Annotated in this window: 28 protein-coding genes; 2 read left to right on the forward strand and 26 right to left on the reverse strand. The window is 28.3% G+C overall.

Annotation, left to right across the window (positions count from 1 at the left end):
- Positions 1–12: 12 nt before the first annotated feature.
- The 11 genes from CC89_RS07770 to CC89_RS07820 all read right to left on the reverse strand — a co-directional run bounded on the left by CC89_RS07770 (position 13) and on the right by CC89_RS07820 (position 10,065).
- Entirely contained in the window at positions 13–330 is a 318-nt protein-coding gene (locus CC89_RS07770) for a V-type ATP synthase subunit F (protein ID WP_185750699.1), read from the reverse strand.
- On the reverse strand, positions 317–1,318 hold the full coding sequence (locus CC89_RS07775; protein ID WP_035290903.1) for a V-type ATP synthase subunit C: 1,002 nt from the start codon (positions 1,316–1,318) through the stop codon (positions 317–319). The genes CC89_RS07770 and CC89_RS07775 overlap by 14 nt, the downstream gene beginning before the upstream one ends.
- A 12-nt stretch (positions 1,319–1,330) precedes the next feature.
- The gene (locus CC89_RS07780; protein WP_035290904.1) at positions 1,331–1,930 is read right to left on the reverse strand and encodes a V-type ATP synthase subunit E; all 600 of its coding nucleotides are present in this window, start codon (positions 1,928–1,930) and stop codon (positions 1,331–1,333) included.
- A gap of 16 nt (positions 1,931–1,946) precedes the next feature.
- A complete protein-coding gene (locus CC89_RS07785; RefSeq protein ID WP_035291304.1) occupies positions 1,947–2,438 on the reverse strand; it encodes a V-type ATP synthase subunit K in 492 nt (163 codons plus the stop codon).
- Between the two features lie 28 nt (positions 2,439–2,466).
- Positions 2,467–4,419: a V-type ATP synthase subunit I gene (locus tag CC89_RS07790; protein ID WP_035290905.1), complete on the reverse strand. Its 1,953-nt coding sequence runs from the start codon at positions 4,417–4,419 to the stop codon at positions 2,467–2,469.
- Entirely contained in the window at positions 4,406–4,732 is a 327-nt protein-coding gene (locus CC89_RS07795) for an ATPase (protein WP_035290907.1), read from the reverse strand. The genes CC89_RS07790 and CC89_RS07795 overlap by 14 nt, the downstream gene beginning before the upstream one ends.
- Positions 4,733–4,931: 199 nt before the next feature.
- On the reverse strand, positions 4,932–6,668 hold the full coding sequence (locus CC89_RS07800) for a B12-binding domain-containing radical SAM protein (protein WP_035290909.1): 1,737 nt from the start codon (positions 6,666–6,668) through the stop codon (positions 4,932–4,934).
- Position 6,669: 1 nt separating this feature from the next.
- Positions 6,670–7,170 carry a hypothetical protein gene (locus CC89_RS07805; protein ID WP_051931588.1) on the reverse strand — a complete coding sequence of 167 codons (501 nt, stop codon included), beginning with the start codon at positions 7,168–7,170 and terminating at the stop codon, positions 6,670–6,672.
- Between the two features lie 186 nt (positions 7,171–7,356).
- Positions 7,357–8,073 carry a zinc dependent phospholipase C family protein gene (locus tag CC89_RS07810; protein WP_035290911.1) on the reverse strand — a complete coding sequence of 239 codons (717 nt, stop codon included), beginning with the start codon at positions 8,071–8,073 and terminating at the stop codon, positions 7,357–7,359.
- A gap of 25 nt (positions 8,074–8,098) precedes the next feature.
- The gene (locus CC89_RS07815) at positions 8,099–9,412 is read right to left on the reverse strand and encodes a PQQ-dependent sugar dehydrogenase family protein (RefSeq protein WP_035290913.1); all 1,314 of its coding nucleotides are present in this window, start codon (positions 9,410–9,412) and stop codon (positions 8,099–8,101) included.
- An 80-nt stretch (positions 9,413–9,492) separates the two neighbouring features.
- Positions 9,493–10,065 (reverse strand): ferritin-like domain-containing protein, encoded by a 573-nt coding sequence (locus tag CC89_RS07820; protein WP_051931590.1) that lies wholly within the window; start codon positions 10,063–10,065, stop codon positions 9,493–9,495.
- A gap of 355 nt (positions 10,066–10,420) precedes the next feature.
- Between CC89_RS07820 and CC89_RS21070 the strand changes: the two genes are divergently transcribed.
- Entirely contained in the window at positions 10,421–10,546 is a 126-nt protein-coding gene (locus CC89_RS21070) for a hypothetical protein (protein WP_286161314.1), read from the forward strand.
- An 83-nt stretch (positions 10,547–10,629) separates the two neighbouring features.
- On the forward strand, positions 10,630–12,144 hold the full coding sequence (gene spoVB, locus CC89_RS07825) for a stage V sporulation protein B (protein ID WP_035290914.1): 1,515 nt from the start codon (positions 10,630–10,632) through the stop codon (positions 12,142–12,144).
- 170 nt (positions 12,145–12,314) lie between these two features.
- On the opposite strand, the gene CC89_RS07830 is transcribed toward spoVB, so the two are convergent.
- The 15 genes from CC89_RS07830 to CC89_RS07900 form a co-directional block, all read right to left on the reverse strand.
- Entirely contained in the window at positions 12,315–13,919 is a 1,605-nt protein-coding gene (locus tag CC89_RS07830) for a putative polysaccharide biosynthesis protein (RefSeq protein WP_035290915.1), read from the reverse strand.
- 12 nt (positions 13,920–13,931) lie between these two features.
- Positions 13,932–14,888, reverse strand: a complete 957-nt coding sequence (locus tag CC89_RS07835; RefSeq protein ID WP_035290916.1) for an RluA family pseudouridine synthase — start codon at positions 14,886–14,888, stop codon at positions 13,932–13,934.
- 36 nt (positions 14,889–14,924) lie between these two features.
- Positions 14,925–16,094 (reverse strand): M20 metallopeptidase family protein, encoded by a 1,170-nt coding sequence (locus CC89_RS07840; RefSeq protein WP_035290917.1) that lies wholly within the window; start codon positions 16,092–16,094, stop codon positions 14,925–14,927.
- A gap of 24 nt (positions 16,095–16,118) precedes the next feature.
- A complete protein-coding gene (locus CC89_RS07845; protein ID WP_035290918.1) occupies positions 16,119–18,164 on the reverse strand; it encodes a cell division protein FtsA in 2,046 nt (681 codons plus the stop codon).
- 111 nt (positions 18,165–18,275) lie between these two features.
- Positions 18,276–18,581 (reverse strand): hypothetical protein, encoded by a 306-nt coding sequence (locus CC89_RS07850; protein ID WP_035290919.1) that lies wholly within the window; start codon positions 18,579–18,581, stop codon positions 18,276–18,278.
- Between the two features lie 120 nt (positions 18,582–18,701).
- Positions 18,702–19,124, reverse strand: a complete 423-nt coding sequence (locus tag CC89_RS07855; protein WP_286161315.1) for a 3'-5' exonuclease — start codon at positions 19,122–19,124, stop codon at positions 18,702–18,704.
- A 39-nt stretch (positions 19,125–19,163) separates the two neighbouring features.
- The gene (locus tag CC89_RS07860; RefSeq protein WP_035290921.1) at positions 19,164–19,355 is read right to left on the reverse strand and encodes a hypothetical protein; all 192 of its coding nucleotides are present in this window, start codon (positions 19,353–19,355) and stop codon (positions 19,164–19,166) included.
- 124 nt (positions 19,356–19,479) lie between these two features.
- Positions 19,480–19,830, reverse strand: a complete 351-nt coding sequence (locus tag CC89_RS07865; protein ID WP_035290923.1) for a hypothetical protein — start codon at positions 19,828–19,830, stop codon at positions 19,480–19,482.
- 53 nt (positions 19,831–19,883) lie between these two features.
- Positions 19,884–20,291: a hypothetical protein gene (locus tag CC89_RS07870; RefSeq protein WP_035290924.1), complete on the reverse strand. Its 408-nt coding sequence runs from the start codon at positions 20,289–20,291 to the stop codon at positions 19,884–19,886.
- Positions 20,292–20,334: 43 nt separating this feature from the next.
- Complete coding sequence (locus CC89_RS07875) at positions 20,335–20,625, reverse strand: hypothetical protein (protein ID WP_035290925.1); 291 nt, start codon at positions 20,623–20,625, stop codon at positions 20,335–20,337.
- A 137-nt stretch (positions 20,626–20,762) separates the two neighbouring features.
- On the reverse strand, positions 20,763–21,146 hold the full coding sequence (locus CC89_RS07880) for a hypothetical protein (protein WP_035290926.1): 384 nt from the start codon (positions 21,144–21,146) through the stop codon (positions 20,763–20,765).
- Positions 21,147–21,166: 20 nt separating this feature from the next.
- On the reverse strand, positions 21,167–21,655 hold the full coding sequence (locus CC89_RS07885) for a hypothetical protein (protein WP_035290927.1): 489 nt from the start codon (positions 21,653–21,655) through the stop codon (positions 21,167–21,169).
- Between the two features lie 101 nt (positions 21,656–21,756).
- The gene (locus CC89_RS07890; protein WP_035290928.1) at positions 21,757–22,260 is read right to left on the reverse strand and encodes a YomW family phage-derived protein; all 504 of its coding nucleotides are present in this window, start codon (positions 22,258–22,260) and stop codon (positions 21,757–21,759) included.
- 29 nt (positions 22,261–22,289) lie between these two features.
- Entirely contained in the window at positions 22,290–23,474 is a 1,185-nt protein-coding gene (locus tag CC89_RS07895) for an Ig-like domain-containing protein (RefSeq protein WP_035290929.1), read from the reverse strand.
- Between the two features lie 11 nt (positions 23,475–23,485).
- Positions 23,486–23,830, reverse strand: coding sequence for a hypothetical protein (locus CC89_RS07900; RefSeq protein ID WP_035290930.1), 345 nt, complete (start codon positions 23,828–23,830; stop codon positions 23,486–23,488).
- Position 23,831 lies beyond the last annotated feature (1 nt).

Genomic DNA, 23,831 nt, shown 5'->3' on the forward strand with positions numbered 1-23,831 from the left:
CAACCTACCTTCCTATAAAATATTAACACCAACAGCTTTTTCTACGTTATCGCTGATTCTTTGTATTCCTATGTTCAATGTTCCCTGATTGCTTGGAATTAATATTACAGCAGGAAGTGTTTGCTTATTATATCTTTCAATAGTTTCTTCTATATCCTTTGCAACTTGTTCTGTTACAAATATAACTGCGTAATCACTCATAGCTAGCTTATCAATAGTCTTTCTTGCTTCCTCTGGTTCAACTACTGGAAATACGTCTAATCCAATAGATTTAAAAGCTAGTACAGAGTCCTTGTCTCCAACTACTCCTATCTTCTTATACATAAGCATCACGCAGCCTTTCTCTTATTACTTCCGCAGCAATATTATTGAGTTTGCCAACCATTATTATTCTTATTAATTTTATTTCATTTTCCTTCGCATAGATATAAGCAATCACTGGTTCAAGTCCAAAGCTCACGTACTTAGCTTCTCTCATTAGTTTCATAATATAGTTATCACTTAATTTTTCAAGAAGACTTACTGAACCAGTTTTAGAATATTCCTCTACACCTAGTTTTAAAATTTCATTATAGTCTGTATATGAAAGTCTACCTGGTATATTTTCTACTGATTCATTAATTAAAGCTAACATCTTCTCCTTTGGAATTGAACCTCCTGGTAGCATTACTGATAAGAAAAAGTCTCTTCCTTTATTTTGTTTTTTGACCCTTAGCAAAGTCTTTATGTTTGTTAAATCCGCCATAGTTCCTATATATTTATCTAGAAATTTATCATTTATTTCTTTACTTATAGCTATCATTTCTTCAAACATATACTTATCAAGTATTATATCAATTCTTTGAGGATCCTTTAAGTTTTTAAAGTCTTCAGTTACTTTTTCTATACTGCTTCTCATAGTTTTATTCAAGTCCCTATAGTACTCGTTATCTACTGCATATTTTAACTTAGAAATTTCAAACTTTCCTACAGGAACTAGCATATGAGAAAAATCCTTGTTAAGGATTTTACCTTTAATCATAACCTTTAAATTATGATAATCGTATTTAATGCTCATTATATCTACTACTGATTTAATTGGACATACATCATAAATTAAGTTATAAACTCTTTTAAGTTCAGTACTTAACATTATTTCATAGTCCTCAGCTCTTTTAACGTCATTCATCACATTGGCATACTCAGTTTCCTGAAGCACTTTTAAAGCACTTTGAGCAGATGCAGAATCTATCATTCTCTCAATTTTGGCTTTATCAAGGAGTCTGGTTTCTAATACCCTAAGCCTAGGTATAGCTTGAGTAAATTGCATTACATCCATTAGTTACCCTCCTTAGTTAAATAATGCCTTCGCTACTTCATACTCTAATTCTTCCTTTATATCATTGACTAAAGCTTCAAAAGTATTATTTATTTCTATGCCATTCTTTTCTAGAATAAATCCACCCTTAAAATCTCCAGTTTCATTTTTTATTATAATATTTCCTTTTTTGCCTTTAACAATTAATTTCTTATTTACATCATCAATAAATTTTGATGTGATTATTTCTTTACCTTTAGAATTTAGTATTAAACTCTCGTCTCCATAAATATCTAAAGAAAGTATTCTATTTTCAACATATTGTAAAAATTGTTCTTCTGAAAGATTTGCTAATCTATCTACAGCTTCATCAAAAGTTTTTTGAATGATTTGCTGCTTAGCTTCTAGCTTTTCATTTCTCACTTTAAGCTCTGAGCTAGATACTATTCTTTCTTTTTTTGTAGATGCTTCTATTTTAGCTTTCTCTATTATTTCTTTTTCTAAAATTTCAGCTTCTGAAACTTTTTTTTCTATTATCTTATTTTTTTCTTCTTGTGCATTAGCTAAGATTTCCTTTTCTTTAATTTTGGCTTCCTCCAAAATTTTACTTACTAAATTATTTACATTAGCCATTACGCTTCACTCCAAACTATTTTACAAATAGAACCATAAATAATGATGCAACAAAACCTAATACTGCATAGGTTTCAACCATAACAGCGTATATAACGCCTTTCATTACGTCATTTGGTCTCTTAGCTAATATTTGAACACCTGCAGCTGCAACTTTACCTTGAGCTATAGCTGATTTCCATCCTGCTAAAGCAACTGGTAGACAAGCCATAAAATATTTTAAACCTAGATCAAAAGCTGGCATTTTACCACCAAATATTCCTATCTTAGTGAATAACAACAGTGCTATAACAAATCCATAAAGACCTTGTGTACCTGGAAGAGCAACTAATATAAATGTCTTACCGAATTTTTCCGGTTCTTCAGTCATAAGTCCTGAAGCAGCTTCTCCTACTATTCCTATACCTTTAGCTGAACCTATACCTGCTAATCCTACTGCTAATGCAGCTCCTAATAATGCAAAAATCATACCACCATTATTTTGTAAAAAGAAATTTATCCATGTCATCTTTTCCATCTTTTAAATCCTCCTCTTGTTATTTAGTAATTTTTATATATTCTTCTGAAAGCTTAAATGGAGTGAATTTTTTTCCACCGCCTTCATAGAATTTCCCGAAAAATTCTAAGTATTGTAATCTAGCTGCATGAACATAAGATCCAAGAGCATTAATTACAAGGTTAAATAAATGTAATCCCACAAATAGTATAGGAGATAACACATATTTTATTGGTACTGGGAAAAGGCTTACTATCAAGTTTAAAGCATTAGCTATAAATCCAGTAGCTAACCCTAAAGCAAGAAGTCTTGAATAGGACACTATGTCTCCTAGGTATCCTGTAACACCATAGACTCCATATAGACCTCCTCCTATTTTTCCTCCTAGGCTTGGAGAAGTTCTACCTTGTGTTAATAACAATCCTACTAAGCCAGCTATTAACAACCATTTTCCTAAGCTTCCACCTATTCCTACTAACATAAGAATTGCACCTATTAAAGTTAAATACCATGTCAATACATCGTATATTGCATCTTTTAACTTTCCAGCTCTTATTAACATATAGGCTTTTATACCTAAACCAACAAATACGTGAACTACACCAAATGCAAGTGAAAGTATAAAAATTTGTGATATATCCTTGGTTGGGTCAATTAACATAGGGGGATTTACTCCGAAGTAATTTAATAGATCTCCAAACCAACCTCCATAAATCGTACCCCATATCATAGTAGATATTCCTGCAAAGAAAAACAGTTTAAAAGTTTTTCTTCTTTCAGGATCTTTAACCTTGCTAATGGCAAATAAAGACGCCAAAACCATGATAAGTCCATAACCTGCATCTGAAAGCATCATACCAAAGAATATAAAATAAAATACTGACAATATTGGTGTAGGGTCTACTTCTGAATAAAGAGGCAAACTATACATTTCAACTAAGCTCTCAAAGGCCGAAGAAAAACCACCATTTTTAAGTTTAATAGGTACCTTTTCTGTTTCTTCTTCAGTAATTTGGCTAAAATCTAAATAATAATCTTGTCCAACGACTTTTTTAATTGTGTTCTCTAACTCTGAATTGTTTTCCAAAGTATTCCATCCACAAATTGTAACTATCTTCTTTGTTTTCAGAAAATTATTTGAAGCATAATTTCTTATAACCAAATTATTATAGTACTCATAAGCTAGTTGTAATTCTTCTATCTTGTTGTTAAATTTTTTAATTTCTTCGGTTATTATTTCTTCCTCATGGTTTATTTCCATAATTTTAGCACTATAGTTTTCTATTAAAACCTTTGGCTCTTCTTCATAATTTAAAGCAAGATAGCTAAATCCGTAATTTTTAAGAAGTTCTTCAGCTTTATTAGTTTCGCTTTCATGGACTATGGCAAATATATATATATCCTGACTTTGACTATTCAATATTTCTAAATGGCCATATTTAATTTCATCTTGAAATTTTGAAGTCAATTCCTGCTCATATTGCTTAGCTAAACTTCCTAAAAAATATGAAGTTTTCTTAAACTCTTTTAAATATTTGAAAGGAGCATCAAAATTTTTCCAAAGTTCTAAACTCTTTATTTCAGTCTCATATTTTGTCCTTTCATTATTCAATGTGTTTAATTTAACTTCTTTTTCCTTTAAACTAGAATAAGTTTCTTTCCAAGAGTTTTTTTCCATAATGCTATTTAATCCACTGTAAGATAATTCTTTCTTATCCTGTAAAAAAGCTTTTAATCCGGATTTCTGAGGAATATAACCTTGAAGAAAGTCCAAAGCAAACTTTAACTTAGATAAATTTTCTTCGTACTCTGCGCACTTTGAATCTACTTCATCTCTTCGTAGCTCTTTGAATTCTTCAACTTCTTCTATTGCCTGTTCTTCTTGAAGATTTATAAATTGAACTCCTTCAAAATTTTGAAGAGCTTCTAGAAGTTTTTCCTTTTGTGATTCAAAGGTTAGCAAAGTAAACTTATTCATTTTAACTATTGCCATGAATATTCACGATCCTCTCAATCACTAATTTAATCCCCTCTTCTTTCTTTTCACTAGGGGTATTTAGTATTTCTTCAACCTCTTTCTTGCCTTGGTCAAAAATAGGTTTAGATTCACTATTTCCTTCCTGAGCAGCCTTATCATACATTTCCTTTGCTCTTGCTTTTGCACTATTTATTATGTTACTGTATTGATTTTCTGCTTCTAAGGAAGCATTTTTAATTATTTCTTTTTTTTCAATTTCAGCTTTTTTAACCAGTGCATCGGCTTCACTTTCTGCCTTTTTAACTTCTAAAATAGCTTCTAATGCCAAAGTATCACCACCTTTATTTGTATATATTAATATTTAAAGTAATAACAAATGCTTAATATCCCATGCATCTATAGTACTTTATATAGTAATCATTACAACTTCATTATACTTACTTTAACAATTAATTTCAACAGACTTTGAAGGAATTAAATTAGATTATTGCTTTTTAAGTGGCTTTTCTTTATTTATACACAATATTTTAAATTTTTTCATTATAAATTAATTTTTCTACAAGTTCGCTTATTTCCTCAGTTTGACAAGGTCCATTTTCTTGAAAAATTATATACGATTCCCTATTTTCTATAGTTCCATCTTGCAAGAATTTACATATGTCAATGAAGAATTTTTCTACATGAAACTCTAATTTTTCATAATTCACATTAGCTTTTATCCAATCACGGATTAACTTGTTAACATTTTTGTCAAATTTTCTATTTATAAATGGCGGAACCCACTTCTTTTTATTATGTAATAAGTAATCATATTTAATAATTTCATTTAATGCGTAATTACTCTTCTTTAAAACTTTTTCATTAAAAAGAAGAAATATTTCATAGTATTCAACTGAAGATATGTTTCTGTCAAAATATCCATTGTCCTGAAAAAAACTTGCAAGACTTCTGTAGAATTCAAAAGCACTAGAATAGTATTCTTCAAAATACTTCAATATATTATTAAATTTATTAGAATTATAGTATTTATCTATCATTTTTTCTACACCTTTGAGTGTACATATTTCATCATAACTAATATCCTTAGTCTTCAATATTTCATAGGGTGGATATGGTGAATATACCATTCCCCATTTATCTTTTTCGGTAATCATAGGAGTTCCTTTAAGTAATTTTAAAAATCCTAACTGTATTTCTTCTGGTTTAATTGAATATACCTGATCAAAGGACTTTTTAAATGATTGAAAATTTTCTCCAGGCAATCCTGCTATTAAATCTAAATGCTGCTTTATATTTTTAAGCTTCTCTACTTCCAAAACCTTATATTCTATATCTTCAAAATTAACAGTTCTATTTATATTTTTTAGAATTTCATTATTGGTAGTTTGCACACCAACTTCAAATTGAATTCTTGCTTTTGGAGCCTTTTGAAGTATCTTAATTTGCTCTTCTTTAAGTAAATCTGCTGAAATTTCGAAATGAAAAGTGGTCCCTACACTTTCATCCTGTTCTGCTATAAACCTCCATATTTCTTTTGCAAAATCATCTTTACAATTAAAAGTTCTATCAACAAATTTTACAAGCCTCACTTTTTTATCCAAGAAAAACTTTAATTCATTTTTTACCCTATCTATATCTAAAAATCTCACCTTTCTATCTACAGAGGAAAGACAATACTTACATCTAAATGGACATCCTCTGGAAGCTTCATAATAAACTATTTTATTTTCCAAATTATCCTCTTCACTATATGGAAACACTATTTTATTTATATCTAGTATATCTCTAATTCCTCCATAATAAACTTCTCCTTGAATTTTAGTATAAAGTCCCTTTACTTTTTTCATACTATCCTCAAGGGACTTCCCATGTTGCATACTTTCTAAAAGAGTCTTAATAAATTCTCTATATGTTTCTTCTCCTTCTCCTTCCATAATGTAGTCCATGCTGTTTTGCAATAAAAAATTCGTAGGTTCAAAGGATACCTCTGGTCCTCCTGCAAAAATAGCTATATCATTATTTATTAATTTTATTATAGTTGCCATTTCCCTAATAAATTGGATATTCCATATATAGCAAGAAAAACCTATCACATCAGGTTTTTCTTTTATTATTTCCTTTACTACTCTTTCCTTTAAATCATTTATAGAAAATTCTAATGTATTACATTCATAATCTAAATCCCTTGTATATGCTTTTAAATATCTAATTGCTAAATTACTGTGAATAAATTTTGAATTAACACCTACTAATAAAACTTTCATACTAACATCCTTTCTTCTTAGCCCTTATAAAGAACACTTCATCATTATAGTCAAAATCAATTATATCAAATTTTAAAGTTAATAGTTTTATTATATTCTCTTTTGAATTATCATTAAAGGGATTAATATCTATTAAATTCATTATTCTTATATTATTTTCGGAAATTACAACTTTTATTTTATAATTGAATGTTTTTTTTACTCCTTTATCCACATCCCATATATAGATTTCTCCATTCTCCTTTAATACCTCCCATGCAAACTGAAAAACTTTTTCTTTTTCACTGTTTGTCCAAATATTTTTTAAAGAAAAGAATAACACGCACCTATCGTACTTATCCCTATCCAAAACCTCTTTACCTTCACTATATACATAATCTATATCCAGTGCCCCATCATCTCTTTTACAAAGATTATACACTATACCATAATCCTTATATCCAATATCTAAAACGCTGCCCTCTAATTTCATCTCATGCAAATCTAATATTTTTTCTTTCAATTTTATCCCCCCATAGTCTATGGATTTTACTTGTTCATAAGTTTTTATTTGTTATTGTTCAAACTTTCGCTCATGATTTTGAATTTCTACATTAATATAAATAATAAAAATATAAAGTAGCTTTTAATTTAAATTATTTAATTTATTCTTAATTCTAATTATAATATAAAAAAGACACTTGTTCCATCATTTGGAATAAGTGCTTTTATATTCATCATAATAATCTAGTAAAAATCCCGCAGTAGTCTTTTGTGCCTCACCTATTATTTTTCGTGATACCTTATCATATCTCTCTTCTAAGTTATCAATATCTTTAAATTCCCTATAGGTATTATCTGCAAACACTGCATTGCTTTTTATATATTCCTCTATATAATTAAATCTCTTGATACTTTTTTCTTCTTCAAAAGAATAATCACTCATGAGCTTACTTATTATCCATATTTCAAATTTCCTATGACTTTTTAATAATTTATTATTTACATGCTGCGGCACCGTAGCATCTTGAATCAAATGGCAAGCAGCTCCAAAATAAAATAGAGATTTTTTAATTTCCTTTTCTCTTAAATATATAAGTGATCTTTCATAATATTTTTTGCATTCTGTTAATGCATCTGAAAATCCGTACAGTCCCTTACCCTTCACTACATGATAAAAATGATTAGAGCTCTTAAAATCTTGATCTGCCCAAACTACTCCTTCATTCATGTTTCTTATATTCTCTCTAAAAAAGTTATATTCCTCTTCATATCCATTTATTTTTAGTATATTTACAGCTTTTAAATTTATAAATTTATGAACTGTACAGTGAGTTTTTAAAACCTTCTTCTTAATTGGATTTACCGCAAACATTATACCTTTTAGTGTACTTCCGTAAGTTCTTTCAATTTTCTTTGGCTTCATTAATTCTTCCCCCAGTCACTTTATACTATTTATCCTTACATATTATTTTTCTCAATTTAGTGTAAATTATTACTCCTATAATGCCTAATGATAATATTACTAAATAAAAATAAATAAATTTATTATTTTTCTCCACTTTTTGTGAACTAATGCTCCCAATCCAAAGCATTCCCTTTTTTCTATCTAGTATATTTAATCCGGCTTCACTAAATTCCAAAGAAATCTTTTCACTTCCCTCTATAAGGGCCTTTTTCCTTAATACTAAATTTTTATTTAAGCTATAAAGCTTCATTTCCTTGGAATCGAAAAAATAAATAGCATCTTTATATCCCAGTAATCCCTTTTTATCTACTGTCAAATCGCATAAAGTATTAAGTGTTTCATGTTGATATAAAGGTGCAGGTGGGTTAGTAGAAGGATGTTTATCTAGCAAAAATCCTATTCTTTCACCATTCTTACCTTTAAATCTAGGAGAATTTATTGGGTCGCCACCTGAATAATCAGGCCAGCCATACCATATTCCTTTTTTTATTTGATATATATAATCTACATCACCTTTAATAGGTCTAAGACCTCTATCTTCCATACCTCCTATAATAGCAATTAACTTGTCTTCGCTGTTAAATTCCATTCCTTCTATATTTCTTATACCCCAAGCAAAGTTTTCAATGGCTCCTGTACTTAGATTATACATTATAACACTACCGTTACCTGGAAAATGTCCAGGTACTATTTGTCCCTTTACATTAGAAGTACCATAAGGTACAAAAGCTCCAGTTTTTTTATCACCAAAATTCTTACCTTTAACTATACATGTCTTTGGAGAAATGTCACAATTATATGGGTATTCCCTTAACCAGGTATTATCCTCCCCCACTATTCCAGAATTAGTGGCTGTTCCTATAGATACATATAAGTAATTTCCTGATATTTTTATTTTACTATTAAAATAATCTCCAAAATTAGGCAGCTTATCTATTAAAATTTTGCTATTATTATTATTTATATCATATTCATATATTGTCTTTTCCGAGGAATAATATAATTTGTTTTTATATAAAGCTATACTATTTATGTTCAAGTCCCTATCTTTAAACAAATAATAGCTATCCCCATTATTTTTAATAACTTGGATTTTATCTTTATAAGCTATATAATACTCATCCTTATCTGAAACGCAAAAGTCTCTAGCGCCCCTTAAACCCTTAAAACGCAATTGGCAATTAAAATTTTCTTCTAAAGATTTGATATCTATTTTATTATTACTGTATTTATTCATATTAAAACTTAAAATCGCCAATACTGTTATTACAACAACCCACTTAATTATCTTTTTCATATTCCTCTCCCCAATAATTATTCCTAAATTATATATATTTTATTGGAAAGATTAATATGTATATAGATTAAAATATATGTTTAAAGTGCTTCTTCTTCCATGTCTACATGATCTTTTTCCACTTCTGATAAAGCATTAAATATTTTCACTACATTTTCATCATTAATATCTTTTCTATATTTATTATAATACTCAACTGCATGTAATTCTCTCTTTCTTGCTAGTTCCAATAAATCTCTATCCCCACCTTCTCCTTTATACTTGCTATAGTCTAACTTAGTCAATATAGGAAGCTCCGAGAATCCCCCCATTTTTTTATGAATATTCGCATGCACAAGCTCAATTTTAGCTAAATGAAGAAACATTTTCTTAATCTCCTCATCTTCTACCAAAAGTGCAACTTCAGCGTAAAACTCACTATTAAACACTTCCAATTTCATAGCATGATCTAGTATTTTTTTAGCATCCTTATTTAATTCGGAACTATTAATTTCTATAGTTTTTTCATCTAAAGAGACTAGATATTCATTAGTAACTCCACAAAATGGACAATACTTTATTTCCTCTAAAGTATTTTTTTCTGGTACACCACTGCTATTTATATTATAATTTTTTTCACTTATAATCATTCCACATATTCTACATTTTAACACTTCTATCACATCTCCTTATTTATCCATACTATAAATGAGAAAATTTCTCCTATATTCATCTATGAATATTTTTATAACATTTATTTTTAGCACCTAACTTATTATTTACTATTATACATCAATACTAGGCCTATAATCAAAGCTGCACAATGTTTAAATTTTTTTAATTATATGATTATCCCACAAAAAGCATTACATTACCTGAATTATACCTTATTGTGGGTTAATCATTATATAGATTATATCTTACATTTATATTCCATTTACCCCTTTTATCTACTATAAAAAATACTTTTGATTTATATTATACTCTTTATATAACTTTACAAATCTTATAAACATTAAGGAGGCAATTATGAAGAGCAAAAAAGTTTGCATATTATTGACAACATTTCTTTTAAGTTTTCCCATAAGTGTACATGCCCAAAACATAAGTTATAATGTAAAAAGTGGTGACACTCTTTGGAAGTTAATATCTTAAAAGCTAGCGGACGTTAAAATAAAGAATATAATTTTGTTTCCTCACATAAATATTAATGACATTACTATATGTGAGGATTTTTTATGAGTAAAGATGCTTTTTTTAGAAATTCAATTATACTTACGTGTTCTAATTTTATAACAGGAATACTTAAATTTATGTTTTCTATAATTTTATCACAAACTTTAGGCCCCATGGGTCTTGGCCTTTATTCTCTCATAATGCCTGTATATGATTTTTTCGCTGTGGTGGTTTGTGGTGGAATGATTACTGCTATGTCAAAGCAATGCGCCTACTTTAATGGTAAAAAAGAATTTGGGAATCTACATAAGTCTGTAAAGGTTTCGTTATTCTTCGATTTTTTGTGGGCTTTAATTATAGCATTAATTTTGTTTTTATTTTCACCATTAATAAGCAATAGCATAATAAAGGACTCCCGTGCTCTATATTCCTTATGGGTTATATGTCCTGCTATTATTTTCGTAGCTTTATCCGCCATTTTAAAAGGATACTTTTACGGTATATCTAAAGTTTTCACTCCATCACTTATAGATATTTTAGAAAAAGCAGTTAGAATGATTGTCATAGTATCACTTATATCTTATTTTAACCTTACTGACATAACTAAAACCGTTACTATAACATACATGGCTTTAACTGTAGGGGAATTTTTTAGTTTTACATTTTTATTTATATTTTATAAAAAAAACAAATGTAATTATCCTGTATATTATAAAAACACTAAAAGATCTTTAGAACTTGTTTGGGGAGTATTGATAATTTCTTTACCTCTTTGCATAAATGGTATGCTAACCACAGGCTTATATACAGTATCTACTTTAATGCTGCCTAAGCGACTAATATATGGTGGACTATTGCATGAGGAAGCACTGGCCTTAATAGGTAAATTTTCTGGAATGGCTTTTACTATAATTTTTTTCCCTTTTATTGCAGTTAATTCCCTCTCCACTATACTAGTTCCTGATATATCAGAAAATTTAAGTAAGGGAAACTTTTCATCTCTTCAAAGACGTTTTTCGCAAGTTATAAATATATCCTTTGTTTTAGGTATGGCCACGCTTTTTATTTGCTTAAGTATACCAGATAATCTAGGGCAGTTATTTTTCAAAAGAAATGATTTAGCACCCTTTATCAAATTTGCAGCCTTATCAGCTCCTTTTATCTATGTATCTAGTACAACCTTTGGTATATTAAATGGGCTAGGAAAGCAAAAAATAGTTTTAAGAAATTCAGTTTTATCTGCCTTAATAGAATTAATTTTAATATACATTTTAGTTTCTATTCCAAGAATAAATATTTATGGTTATGGAATTAGCTTAATAATAACCTCACTATTTACATTAATAGCTAATCTATACGAAATCAGAAAAGAATATTTTATAGAATTCTCTTTTATTAATATACTGAGTCATTTGTTTTTAGGTATAATAGTATTTTTAACTTTAACCATATTAAACAATTTAATTATCACTAATAATTTAATTATAAAAAATATCTTATTAATAATATTAGGCTTTGCAATATTCATTTTTTCTTCTTCAATTTTATATCCTATTTTAAGACATCAGCATTCGTAAAGCCCTGAACTGCTCATGCGTTATATAAATTTTAAGGCATTAAAAAGACTTATAATAACATATAATTTCAATCTATTCTTTTAAGTCTATTCTATCAACTTAAAAAATTTTATAGTATGCGGATAAAATAGTAAAAGTCCTTCAAGCATTTAAATTTGAAGGACTTTTTACTATTTTATTTGACTAATCATTTTCTTTGGCAATAATCTAATTAATTTATTAGGAACAGTTTCTAAATCTTTCTTTGTTATTCCTCTAAAAACTATTAAACTATATAAGTATATTAAAGCTCCAACTCCAATAGCTGCTAATGTAGCTATTGCATTACTTATATATCCTTTAAACACTAGAGATATAACTGCATTAACAGGTACATATACTGCTAACACTGCTATGCTCATAATTATAGAGGCTATTAATGGTTTTTTCATGTTTTTATATAAATTAACTCTTACCCTTAAAACTCTATTTATAGTAATGTAATTTAAAAATAACGGTATTAAAAAGCATACTATATTTCCTGCTACTGCACCTAGTATATTTATTTTAGCTATTCCCACAAGTATATAATTTGTAATTATCTTACCTAATAATCCCAAAATAGCATATAAGGTAACTAAATATAGCTTTCCTATACCTTGCAAAATAGTTGTTTGGATTTGAACTACAGACATAAGTATCACCACTGAAGATCCTAAAAGCATCAACATATATCCACCTCTAACATGGAGAAGTTCATATATAGGTTTACTTAAAACAGCAAGTCCAAAAGCTGCAGGTATTGATATTAAAAAACATAATCTAAATGCATAATTTATCTTTTTTCCTACTTCTTTTTTATCATTTAAAGCAGCTGCACCAGATATAGCAGGCAACAGAGCTGCAGCTAAACAAGATATTATGGCTATAGGAACATTTATTAAACTATTGTACTTACTCAGCCATCCAAATAGTTCCTCTGTAACACTTACAAATCCCGCTGAAATCAATCTAGATTTTACATTCCAAAGGTCTACCAATGCACCTGCATTTTGTAGTCCTATACATACGGTCATAGGTATTGAATAATTCAATATTTTTTTTACTAGTTTCTTATTACTGTATCTTTTTATCGTCTTAGCATTATATCCTTTAGGAACTTTTATATGTCTATTTTTATGGTAAACCATCACTAAATATACTGAAGCTACACAAGCTCCTAATGAGGTACCTATAGTTCCTCCTGCAGCTCCCATTTCAGGTCCATTTTTAACTAAAATAGTAGCAAAAACAAGACTAAAAACTGTATTTATTATTTGCTCAATAACCTGTGATATTGCTGTTGGTGTCATATTACTTCTTCCTTGAAAATATCCCCTATAAGCTGTAAGTATAGAAGTAAATAACACCGTAGGAGCCAAAGCTTTAATTGCTAAAGCTGATGATTTAGACTTTGTGGCTGCAGCCAGCGGCGTTGCTAAGAAGAACATCAAAGCCGACATAATTATTCCTAAAGCCAATAGCATTGTTCTAGCAATCTTAAAGCTTTTAACAGCGTCTTTATAGTTCTCCAAGGCAAATAACTCAGACATTATTTTTGAAATAGCCACTGGTATTCCTGAGTTAGTCACCACATATATAAATGCATAAACTATATAGGCAGCAGCGTACATACCATATCCTTTATCTCCTAGTATATTTATTAGAAAAGGTAAGTAAACTACAGATAATACTTTCGATATAATTTGTGCAGCTGACAGCACTGCAAAACTTTTAGTTGTAGATTGTTTTTTCATAAAAGCACCTTCCTAAAATTTAAATACATCTTTTTTAATTTTCTTTAAAATAGGTGGTAAACTCTCTGCTATGGTTTTATTTTCCATATAGGCTAACTTTCCATCACAAGCTTTAAATATTAATTTATATGCATATAAAAACTGAAAATCTAATGCATATTTGTTTTGAAAGAAGTTATTTATCTTTTTATCACCATATTTAGGATCACCTACTATTGGATTACCTAGAAATCTTAAATGAGCCCTTAGTTGATGACTTCTTCCTGTTATTAAATCTATATCTATTAATGTATATGCTCCTATGGTTTGAATCACTTTAACATCCATAGCTATTTTTTTAGTATTTTCTTTAGGTTCCTTATAAATTTTAGATATATTGCTATCCTCATCTTTAGATATATAGGCTTCATAAATTCCTTCACTAATCTTACCTATTACTAAAGCTGTATAGTACTTTTTAACTCTTCTTTCTCTAATAAGTTCATTTAAAAGTTTTAAGCTCTCAAAGTTTTTACCATATATCACTACGCCAGATGTATTCCTATCTAATCTATTACAAGGTGCTGGAGTGAATGTTATTTCTTTTTCTGGTGTATAATCTCCTTTTTCAAAAAGGTATGACAATACATAGTCTGTTAATGTATCTTCTCCATTTTTTTTATCTGAGTGAACCAAAACTCCTGGCCATTTTTCTACAATTAAAATATTTTCATCCTCATAAGTTATCTTTAGAAATCCAGTATCCAATCTTTTTACTTCTTTTTTAGAAGAATTAGTTTGGATATCCTCAAAAACCAGAATATCTCCTTCATTAAGAGAATAATTTTGCTTAACTTTTTTTCCGTTTACTCGCACTCCACCTGTTCTTATAGCTTTAAATATTCTACTTAAAGGTACATCTTTAAGTAATTTTCTTAAAAATTTATCCATTCTCTGACCAGCTTCATTTGATCCTATTTCTATTTTCATATTGTATCACTCCTATTTTTCATTTGTTGCCGTATTCTAGCTGTTTAAAAACTCTTCTACAAAAGCACAATGCATGGCTATTCCATACGGTATACATCCTTCATCTATATCGAAAAGACTGCTATGTGCAGGGCTTATTATTCCCTTTTCTTCATTTCTACAACCTAAATAATAAAATACTGATGGTCTTTCCATTGAAAAGTACGCAAAGCTTTCCACTCCCATCCTTGGTTCTTCTAACATTTTAACATTATTTTCTCCAAATATTTTTATAGATGTCCTTTTAAATTTTTCTAAAAGCATATCCTCATTATAAAGATTAGGATAACTTTCTTCAATATCTATTTTACATTTACCTCTCATTGAAGAAACTATTCCTTCTACAATCTCCACAAATCTTCTATTTACATACTCTCTTTGTTCTTTTTTCATAGTACGCATTATCCCTTTTATTTCAACTTCCTCAGGTATAATATTTTGAGCTGTACCGCCATGTATGCTTCCAATAGTTATAACCCCTGGATCTGTAGGTGAAATTTCTCTACTTATTATAGTTTGAAGAGCATTTATTACATTAGCACTTATTACAATTGGATCAACTGTATCGTTAGGACTAGCACCATGACCACCTTTTCCAATTATTTTAATAGTAAATGGATTAGATGCAGCATTTACAACTCCTCTTTTTAGTCCTATCTCCCCAGCATTAAGCCATTCCTCTACATGAAGTCCTATAACTGCATCCACATTAGGATCATCTAGAACTCCTTCCCTTACCATCACCCTTGCTCCACCAGTAGTTTCTTCCGCAGGTTCAAATAGTAATTTTACATTACCCTTTAAGCTATCTTTAATGGAATTAAGTATTTTAGCAGCTCCCATTAAAATAGCCATATGAGCATCATGACCACATGCATGCATTTTATCTTTCTCTAAAGATGAATATGGGCAATTTTTTTTATCCTGAATTGGAAGTGCATCCATATCTGCCCTTATGGCTATAGTTTTATTACCATTTCCTCTTATTAAAGCACATATACCACTTTGGGCTGTTTCTCTATATTCTATATTTTCCTTTTTTAAAAACTCTTTAATTATACTAGAAGTTCTAGGTAATTCATAATCTAACTCAGGATGCTGATGAAAATCTCTTCTATATCCTATAACTTCATCTTTTATATCTAAAGCCTTTGTAAAAAAATCCATAGTAACTCTCCATTCTGTATATTATTATTCCCATGCAACCGTAATTATATCTCCATGAGAAATTTCATCATAGTAACTTGCATTATTTCCATTTAGTAATAACACAAGTTTCCCTCTTACTACTGATAAATCAAAATTTATGTAGTCAAAGACATCTATAAATACATATTTCTCCTTATTGTTCATTATTACTTTTTGTCCATTTACTATAACTTCTATTGTAATTATCCTACTGCTATTTTTCTTTATTTCCTCTTTTCTTATATATGTATTTTCTTTTTCTATATTTTCTTTCTCTATATAATTGTCAATTTCATTTATAGATATATCTTGTATTTCTTCAGTATAAATTTTGTCACCTTCTTTAATAACATATGTATCTTCTAATACATTACTGTTCATAAAAAATTTTAACTCTTCTTTTCCAATATACTTTTTATACTCTCCTAAGGTAGAAGGATATATAATGTTTATTTCATCATTATCCTTAATGATATACTCCATTGACACTATTTCGCCTTTTTTTAGAGCCACCGGCTCCATATTAGTTAATTTTTCATTTATATAAAAACTTACAGTATTCACAGTCTTTAAATATTCATACACTTTTGGCATAGCCTTTTTACCACGTTTTGCGAATTCAACTTTTATGTTGTCTCCTTCATGCACTTCAGTATCCATATTTCCTATAGTTGAATTTACTTTTATTTCTGATCTTGTACCTAGTTCACCAAAGGCTATTCTTGGCGTATCATTCAAGATAAATCTTACATTTTCGCCATTTTTACCTATAAGAACCTTAGGATTTATACCTGCCTGCAGCATTACTTCTTTTACACTATGACTATGAGAATTAAATAAACTAACTACTTTATTATTCAAAATCACATCAATAAAGTCTTTTCCTGCTTTTTCTATTGCCTCTAACGCTATTCCTAAAACTGTAACCCCAATAGAATCTAATTTATTATCTTTACATAAGCAGTTAACTACATCTTTTCTATTTTTGATAGCAATCCTATTAGGCTGCAACTGAAGTTTTTCTGCTAGGATTTCTGGCAAGTTACAAGTATATGCTCCTCCACCCACAAGAAATACAGCACTAGGAGACTTTCCTCCATTTAATTCTATAACCTTATTTGCTATTTCTCCGGTTATTTTATCTACTACTGGTTTTATGCTTTTAATTACTCCTTCACTTTCCATTTCATTTTCCATACCTAATACATCTTTATATTTCACCTTTTCACCTAATGTACAATTTCTTTTAATTAACTCTGCTGTATTAAAATCTACTAGATAATTTTTAGCTATAACCTCTGTAATTTCATCCCCTGCTTGAGGAACCATTCCATAGGCAATTATAGAATCATTATTACTTATAGCTATATCCGACGTACCTGCTCCTATATCTATAAGAGCAATGTTTAAAAGCCTAAAGCTTTTTGGTACAACAGCTTCCATAGCAGCTATAGGTTCTAATGTTAAACTTTTCACCTTTAAATTTGATTTTTCCATAACAGAGTATAGACTATCCACCACGGATCTAGGTAAGAATGTACATATTACCTCTACTCCTATATTATCTCCTTTATGAGATAGCAGACTGGAAATCACATATCCATTTAAATAATAATTCTTAACACTATATCCTACACAATACAATTTACTATTTATATTTTGTGATATACTTTTTTCTGCTTCCTTCACCGCTGTCAGCTCTAGTCCTCTCACAAGTTCTTTGTCTATATCCTTAAGCAATCCCAAATCAATTTCTGTTTTTGACGTAGTGGTCTTTAAAAATCTTCCTGCTGCAGCTATAGCTACATTATGAAGCTCCATACCTATTTCTTCTTCTAATTCTCTTTTTAAACTTATAACTTCACCCGATACTACATTAATATTATGTATTTGTCCATCTATCATAGCCCTTTCAGAATGCTCTATGCATTTTTCTGCTATAATATTGAATTTACCATCTTTCACTACTCCAACAGTACCTATAACTGTACGAGTTCCAATATCTAAAGAAAAAATAACATCTTTTTCATTAATACTATATTCCCCCATGACTTCTCCTCTTTTTTAAATAGTTTTAAAGCTCATATTCTAAGAATATGAGCTTTTATATATTTTCTTATAAAAACATTATATAATAATAGTTTTGAACATTCAATAATACTATTTCATTAACCTTAAAGTATTACTTTCTTCACTTATATAAGGAAGTGATTGAATTATTTCATACACACACTTTTGAGTTTCGTCTTCACAGTTCACAAGTTCCTCTTTAGAAACTTCTTTATAATAAAGCATTTTACACCAAAAATCTATAAAATTCTTTTTATTTACGAAAAAATTCTTGTTATCGTATTGGATTATAAAGCCATCATCATAAGTTTCCACTATATTCAAATTACCATTGTCAATTTTATGTTCTGCCACCATACTAGAAACATCTTCCCACATCTTCTTGAATTCTACCATATAAAATTAACCTCCTTAGCCATTATATAATCCCTATTCTATTACACGTTTTAGTATATCATATTTCTTTCAAAAATCAATATTAAATAGATGTATTTTTAAATAATATACTCTAATGGTTTATTGAACCTTTAATAATCCACTATTTAAGGTTAATATAGTATCAAATTTTCTTTTAATTTCATCATTGAACATAATAGATAGATAGTTATCTCCTACCTCTATAATTTTACCTTTTCCAAAAACTTTATGCACTACTTCCATCCCTTCTCTAATATAGTCTTTATTCTTCTGCTCCTGTAAACTGCATTCATCTATAAATCTAGAAACTCCCCTTCTATTTCCTTTTATATTTTCTGTTATACACAACCATATATTATCTATTGTCCTAGTTATAGCTACATAAAACAGTCTTCTTTCCTCTTCTAAACTTAAAGCATCTCCATTATTATTACTATGTGGCATTAACCCCTCATTACAGTTAATTAAAAAAACATTTTCAAACTCCATTCCTTTAACTCCATGTATTTCAGAATGTAGCAACTATGAGGTATTGATATATCTAGGTTTATAGATTATTTCTTACAAATCATTCCATACATTAACATTATTATATATTATAACACATTGAATATATATGGTATACGTTATTTTTTTAAAATTAACACTTCTTATATTAATTATATGATTAACTTTCTCTAAAGTTTCATTTGAAATTTTAAAACATTTGCCTTCACAATCCACACCAACCATTAAAAGCTCAAGACAATTCATTTCCCCGACCCTCTTATAACGTATTTCTGAAAAATTTCTATCTTTTATAAAAATAAAAATATCTTTTTAACAAAAATAAAAACTGGGTAATTGCAAATTTACAACTCCCAGTAACACCGTACTATTATTCTTTTACTATTGATTCGCATGGAGCAAACCAACTTTCTCCATCTTCTGTTTCTATTTCCACCACAATTCCTAATGATACAATTGTAACCTTACTACCTTTAGGAATTACCTTGGCTTCTCCATTGCTTAACATTCTATCTTGTGCATTTTTATTATTCTCCCTTACATAATCAATCATTTTATCTACATTTGATTTACTTGAACAACAAGGTGCATCTTCTGCAAGGGTTATTTCTTCTCCAGAATTATAATTAATATTACTATTTGTAGTTGATGAATTATTTCCACACCCAACTAATGTAAAAAACATAAAACAACTTAAAATTATAGTTATTATACGTTTCATTTTACTTCCCCCATCCTTTATTTATTAATGATAAACCAATTGTTTACTACCCATTAGGGGCAGTTTGCAATCGGTCTTGTGTCATCTACTATCATAGTAACTTTATATGTTGAAAAACTCTTTTTATCGGCTATAGCAATTATTTTCATAGACTTTCTTCCTTCTAAACCTTTTTCTACAATAAAATTATAAAATAATTGCCTTTCTGTTGAATTACCATGATTTGTTATTTCATAACATTTATAATCTATAATTTTTGTCTTTTTCAATGTACTTAAATCTTGTACATCTGTTTCTTTCGGTATTTTATCTTTTTTTAATTGACTAAAATATTTCTCTACCGCTCTTTGTGCCTTTTTTTCAGGCTTAAGATAATTATATCCGAATATTCCTCCACCAACTAAACATATTACAATTAATAAAGATATAATAACCTTTTTATTTTTAAATATCTTTTTCAATATGCGTTCATCCCCTTTTTTGCAAATTTAAGTAAACTTTCACTTAATCGTTATTTAAGCATTTATTAAGTTCTGCATTTGACTTCATTAAATCTCTTTGCTCCATTAATTTTTCATCCTTAGGAACAATTCCATCTAATTTTTCTATTTCATACAATACCATATCCCAATCTTTCTTTTCTGCGTATTCACCCGCTTCTTGAAGGCAATTTCTGTAATAGCTATCACTTGATTTATTTTTTGCATAAGAATTATACAAAATTGTCCCTAAAAGTAAAATAATAATAATCCCTATTACTATTAATGGTGTTGAATTATTTTTCGATTTCTCCATAATTACCCCCCTAATTCAAATATATAACAATTATAACACATTATAATATTAAAGGCATATTATACATTTATAAATTTTTAATTTAATATGACTTATCAAAAAAGAAAAAAATAAGGGATACTCAAATTTGAGCAACCCTATAAATTTCCTTGAAAATGTTGCTTATATCTATCTTTTGCATGTGAATATTTTATTTTATCATTAATATAAACAATAAAATTATCGCCTTGTCCACAAGCTCCTATATCGGTTTTAAACATTATCTTCAAAATTTCACATATAATTTCTGGCAAATATAACTTAAAAAAATCATATTTATCACTATACAAATAACCTACTCGCTCAAAACTGAGTCTAATTAAATGCATATTGTTGTTAATTGAATTCCTTAAACAGTTAATTTGGACAGCATTATAATGGCTTGGGAAAAATATATCTGGCTTTTTTCCTTCTCTATAAAATTCTTTTACTTTTCCATCAATTTCTGCTGTTGCATACAAATACCTTTCATTATGTTCCATATTAACATCCCTCCTTCACTTTAATCCCACATCATTCTTCTGTACTCAATAGTTTTACATTCAAATGAGTTAGCTTTTTTTATCATTAAATCTCTAATTTTCATATATTTGATTATTTCATCTTTAGAGCATTTGTACTCATTTGCTAACGGACTTTGAATTGAAATTATTTTATTTATTGCAATCTCAAACTCAGCAATTATTTTTCCTAAGTCATTTATTTGCCACTCATGCAGTTCACACTCCTTACTGTCCTTCAAACATTTATCATATAATGTATCGAAAGAACTATATAAAGAATCTATAATTGACTTATCTTTTATTTCCCTATAAAAAGTATTGTAATCTGTTCTATCATCATTTTTTCTTGGGTGTAAAACAAAATATTTATATATATATCTTTCAAAATAAGGTTTATACTCTTTATTTTGACATATGTTTTTAAAGCCCTTCATGTCAACTTGACTAATTAAAGCTTTTTTAGCATGTTCATACATATATTCACTCAACAAATTTCACCTCCTGTTTATATGGACATATTCTACAAAATAATCGAAACTCCCTTTATTAAAATAACAATGATATCCCTTATTTTGAAATGTCTATAAATTTACATTGTAAACGTACTATATGTAACTATATACCCACTCCAATCACTACTATTCCAGATTGAATGTGTTCCTTCGTGGTATAATCCATTAAATCCTATCTGATTGCTTTCGAATTTATGATAATTTTTATTAAAGGCTTTATCTAATTCTGATAAAATTAATATAGGTCTTAAACCGTTGTTGGTCAACCATAAATCTTTGTGACAAAGGACTATAAAATTAACATTTCCAATCTTAATATAGCTATGTTTACTACCATCTGTGCATGGAGCAGAACGTATATCATCTATAACTATATTAATTATACATTTCTTTTCTGTTTCGGTAGGTACAAAATTAAAGGGGTATATATTATTTTCTAATATACACTCCTTATCGCTTTCTGTTATTTCTTTATCCATATAATTTTTTTCTGTATTATATAATAATTTACATATCTTATCATTTTTTAATATTTCCGTCTGAGCTATGAAAAGATACTTATTTAATTCCTCAAAATACATTTTATTATCTCCTTTCTGTTTTTTTGTAATTAGTAACTGTATATATTATTAATTATTTCTACTTTGTTATTGATATTATTTTTATCTGTAGCAGTAATTTTTACTTTTTTACTTTCTGCTCCATTAAATATCCATTTATCTGTAATTTTAATATCTAACTGTGTTTCATTTTCTTTTATAATATTTGCCCATTTAGTTGTAGTAGTATTATTAATATCTTCAACTCTCCAAATCACTGGAATATTAGAAATGATTTTGTATCCCCTACCTAATTTAAATTGTGTTAAATTGTTTCCAGACCCATCGCTATATTTTACATTTACAACTAAACTTTCAAGCAATTCAACTTTTACATTTACAGATTTAACTAGCTTATTATTATATTTATCTATATAAGTTATATTTATAGTTGTAGACCCTTCTCCTACTCCTGTTATGATACCAGTATTATCCACTATAGCTACATTTTTATTTTCAGAAGTATATAAGAGAATAGGGTTCTCTATAGTTTTAATTAATGTTTGTCCATTTTCTAAATATGTATCTGTTACACTAACATTTAATTTTTCTGTATTTGCTAATTGTATATGTATATCACTTTCATCAAATTCTAATTTGTACGTATGTTTTATTTCATGCTTCCATCTATCGGCTATTTCATTTTCCATATCATCATATGCACTATTTGTAGCACCTTTTTCAAAATACATATAAGTTAATCCCTTGTTTTCGCCACTTTTGGCGATAACCTTCCAAGCGTACCCCCATTTAATTATACGCATATTTTCTTTTATTTTTTTAGTAATAAGGTTATCCTGTACAGTTAATTTTAAATTACCATCACCAGTAATTATAAATTTTCCCTCGACAACTCCATTATTTGAGGATTCAATTATGCAAGGTATTTCATGTAATTTATTATCAATATATATTTTCATGGTGTGTGGAAGTTGCCTTATCATAGACTTATGTGTATTATTTGTTTCATTAACTTCTGTTAATATAATCCATAGTTTATTCCTATATTTTATTATATCTCCAGTATTAATAGGATAATTAGTTTGTATATTCTTGTAGTTTATTAATTTGTCGCTATTTTTACCTTTAGTAATTAATGCAGTTTTAACATCTTTATCATTTATTACTATAGATTCTCCAATAGACGATAATATATAATTAAAATCATTTTTAAAATCTGTATTAAATATATTCATAATTATCACCCCTAATTAGTAAATAGATAAAAAAAACTTGAGCCATTATCATTAAACATATCATCTGGAATTTGTCTTATTTTCTTTTCTAATTGGTCTATTCTATTTTGTAGATTTTCAGCAAAATTAGAAATAGTTGTATCATCTGTTTTATAATTTTTCATAGTTTGAGGATTATTTGCTATATCTTCCAATATCGATAATGAAGTTTTAAGAATTTGTTTTTTATTGGTATTTGATTGAGGATTATAATTGTCTGTGGAAATTAAACTATTTTCCTCTAAATATATTAATAATTTATTATCTTCTATATTAATTCCTTCTATTGACATTTTTAATCTTTCTAAATTAGTCATA

This window comes from Clostridium sp. KNHs214, from assembly GCF_000744935.1.
Taxonomy (GTDB): Bacteria; Bacillota; Clostridia; order Clostridiales; family Clostridiaceae; genus Haloimpatiens.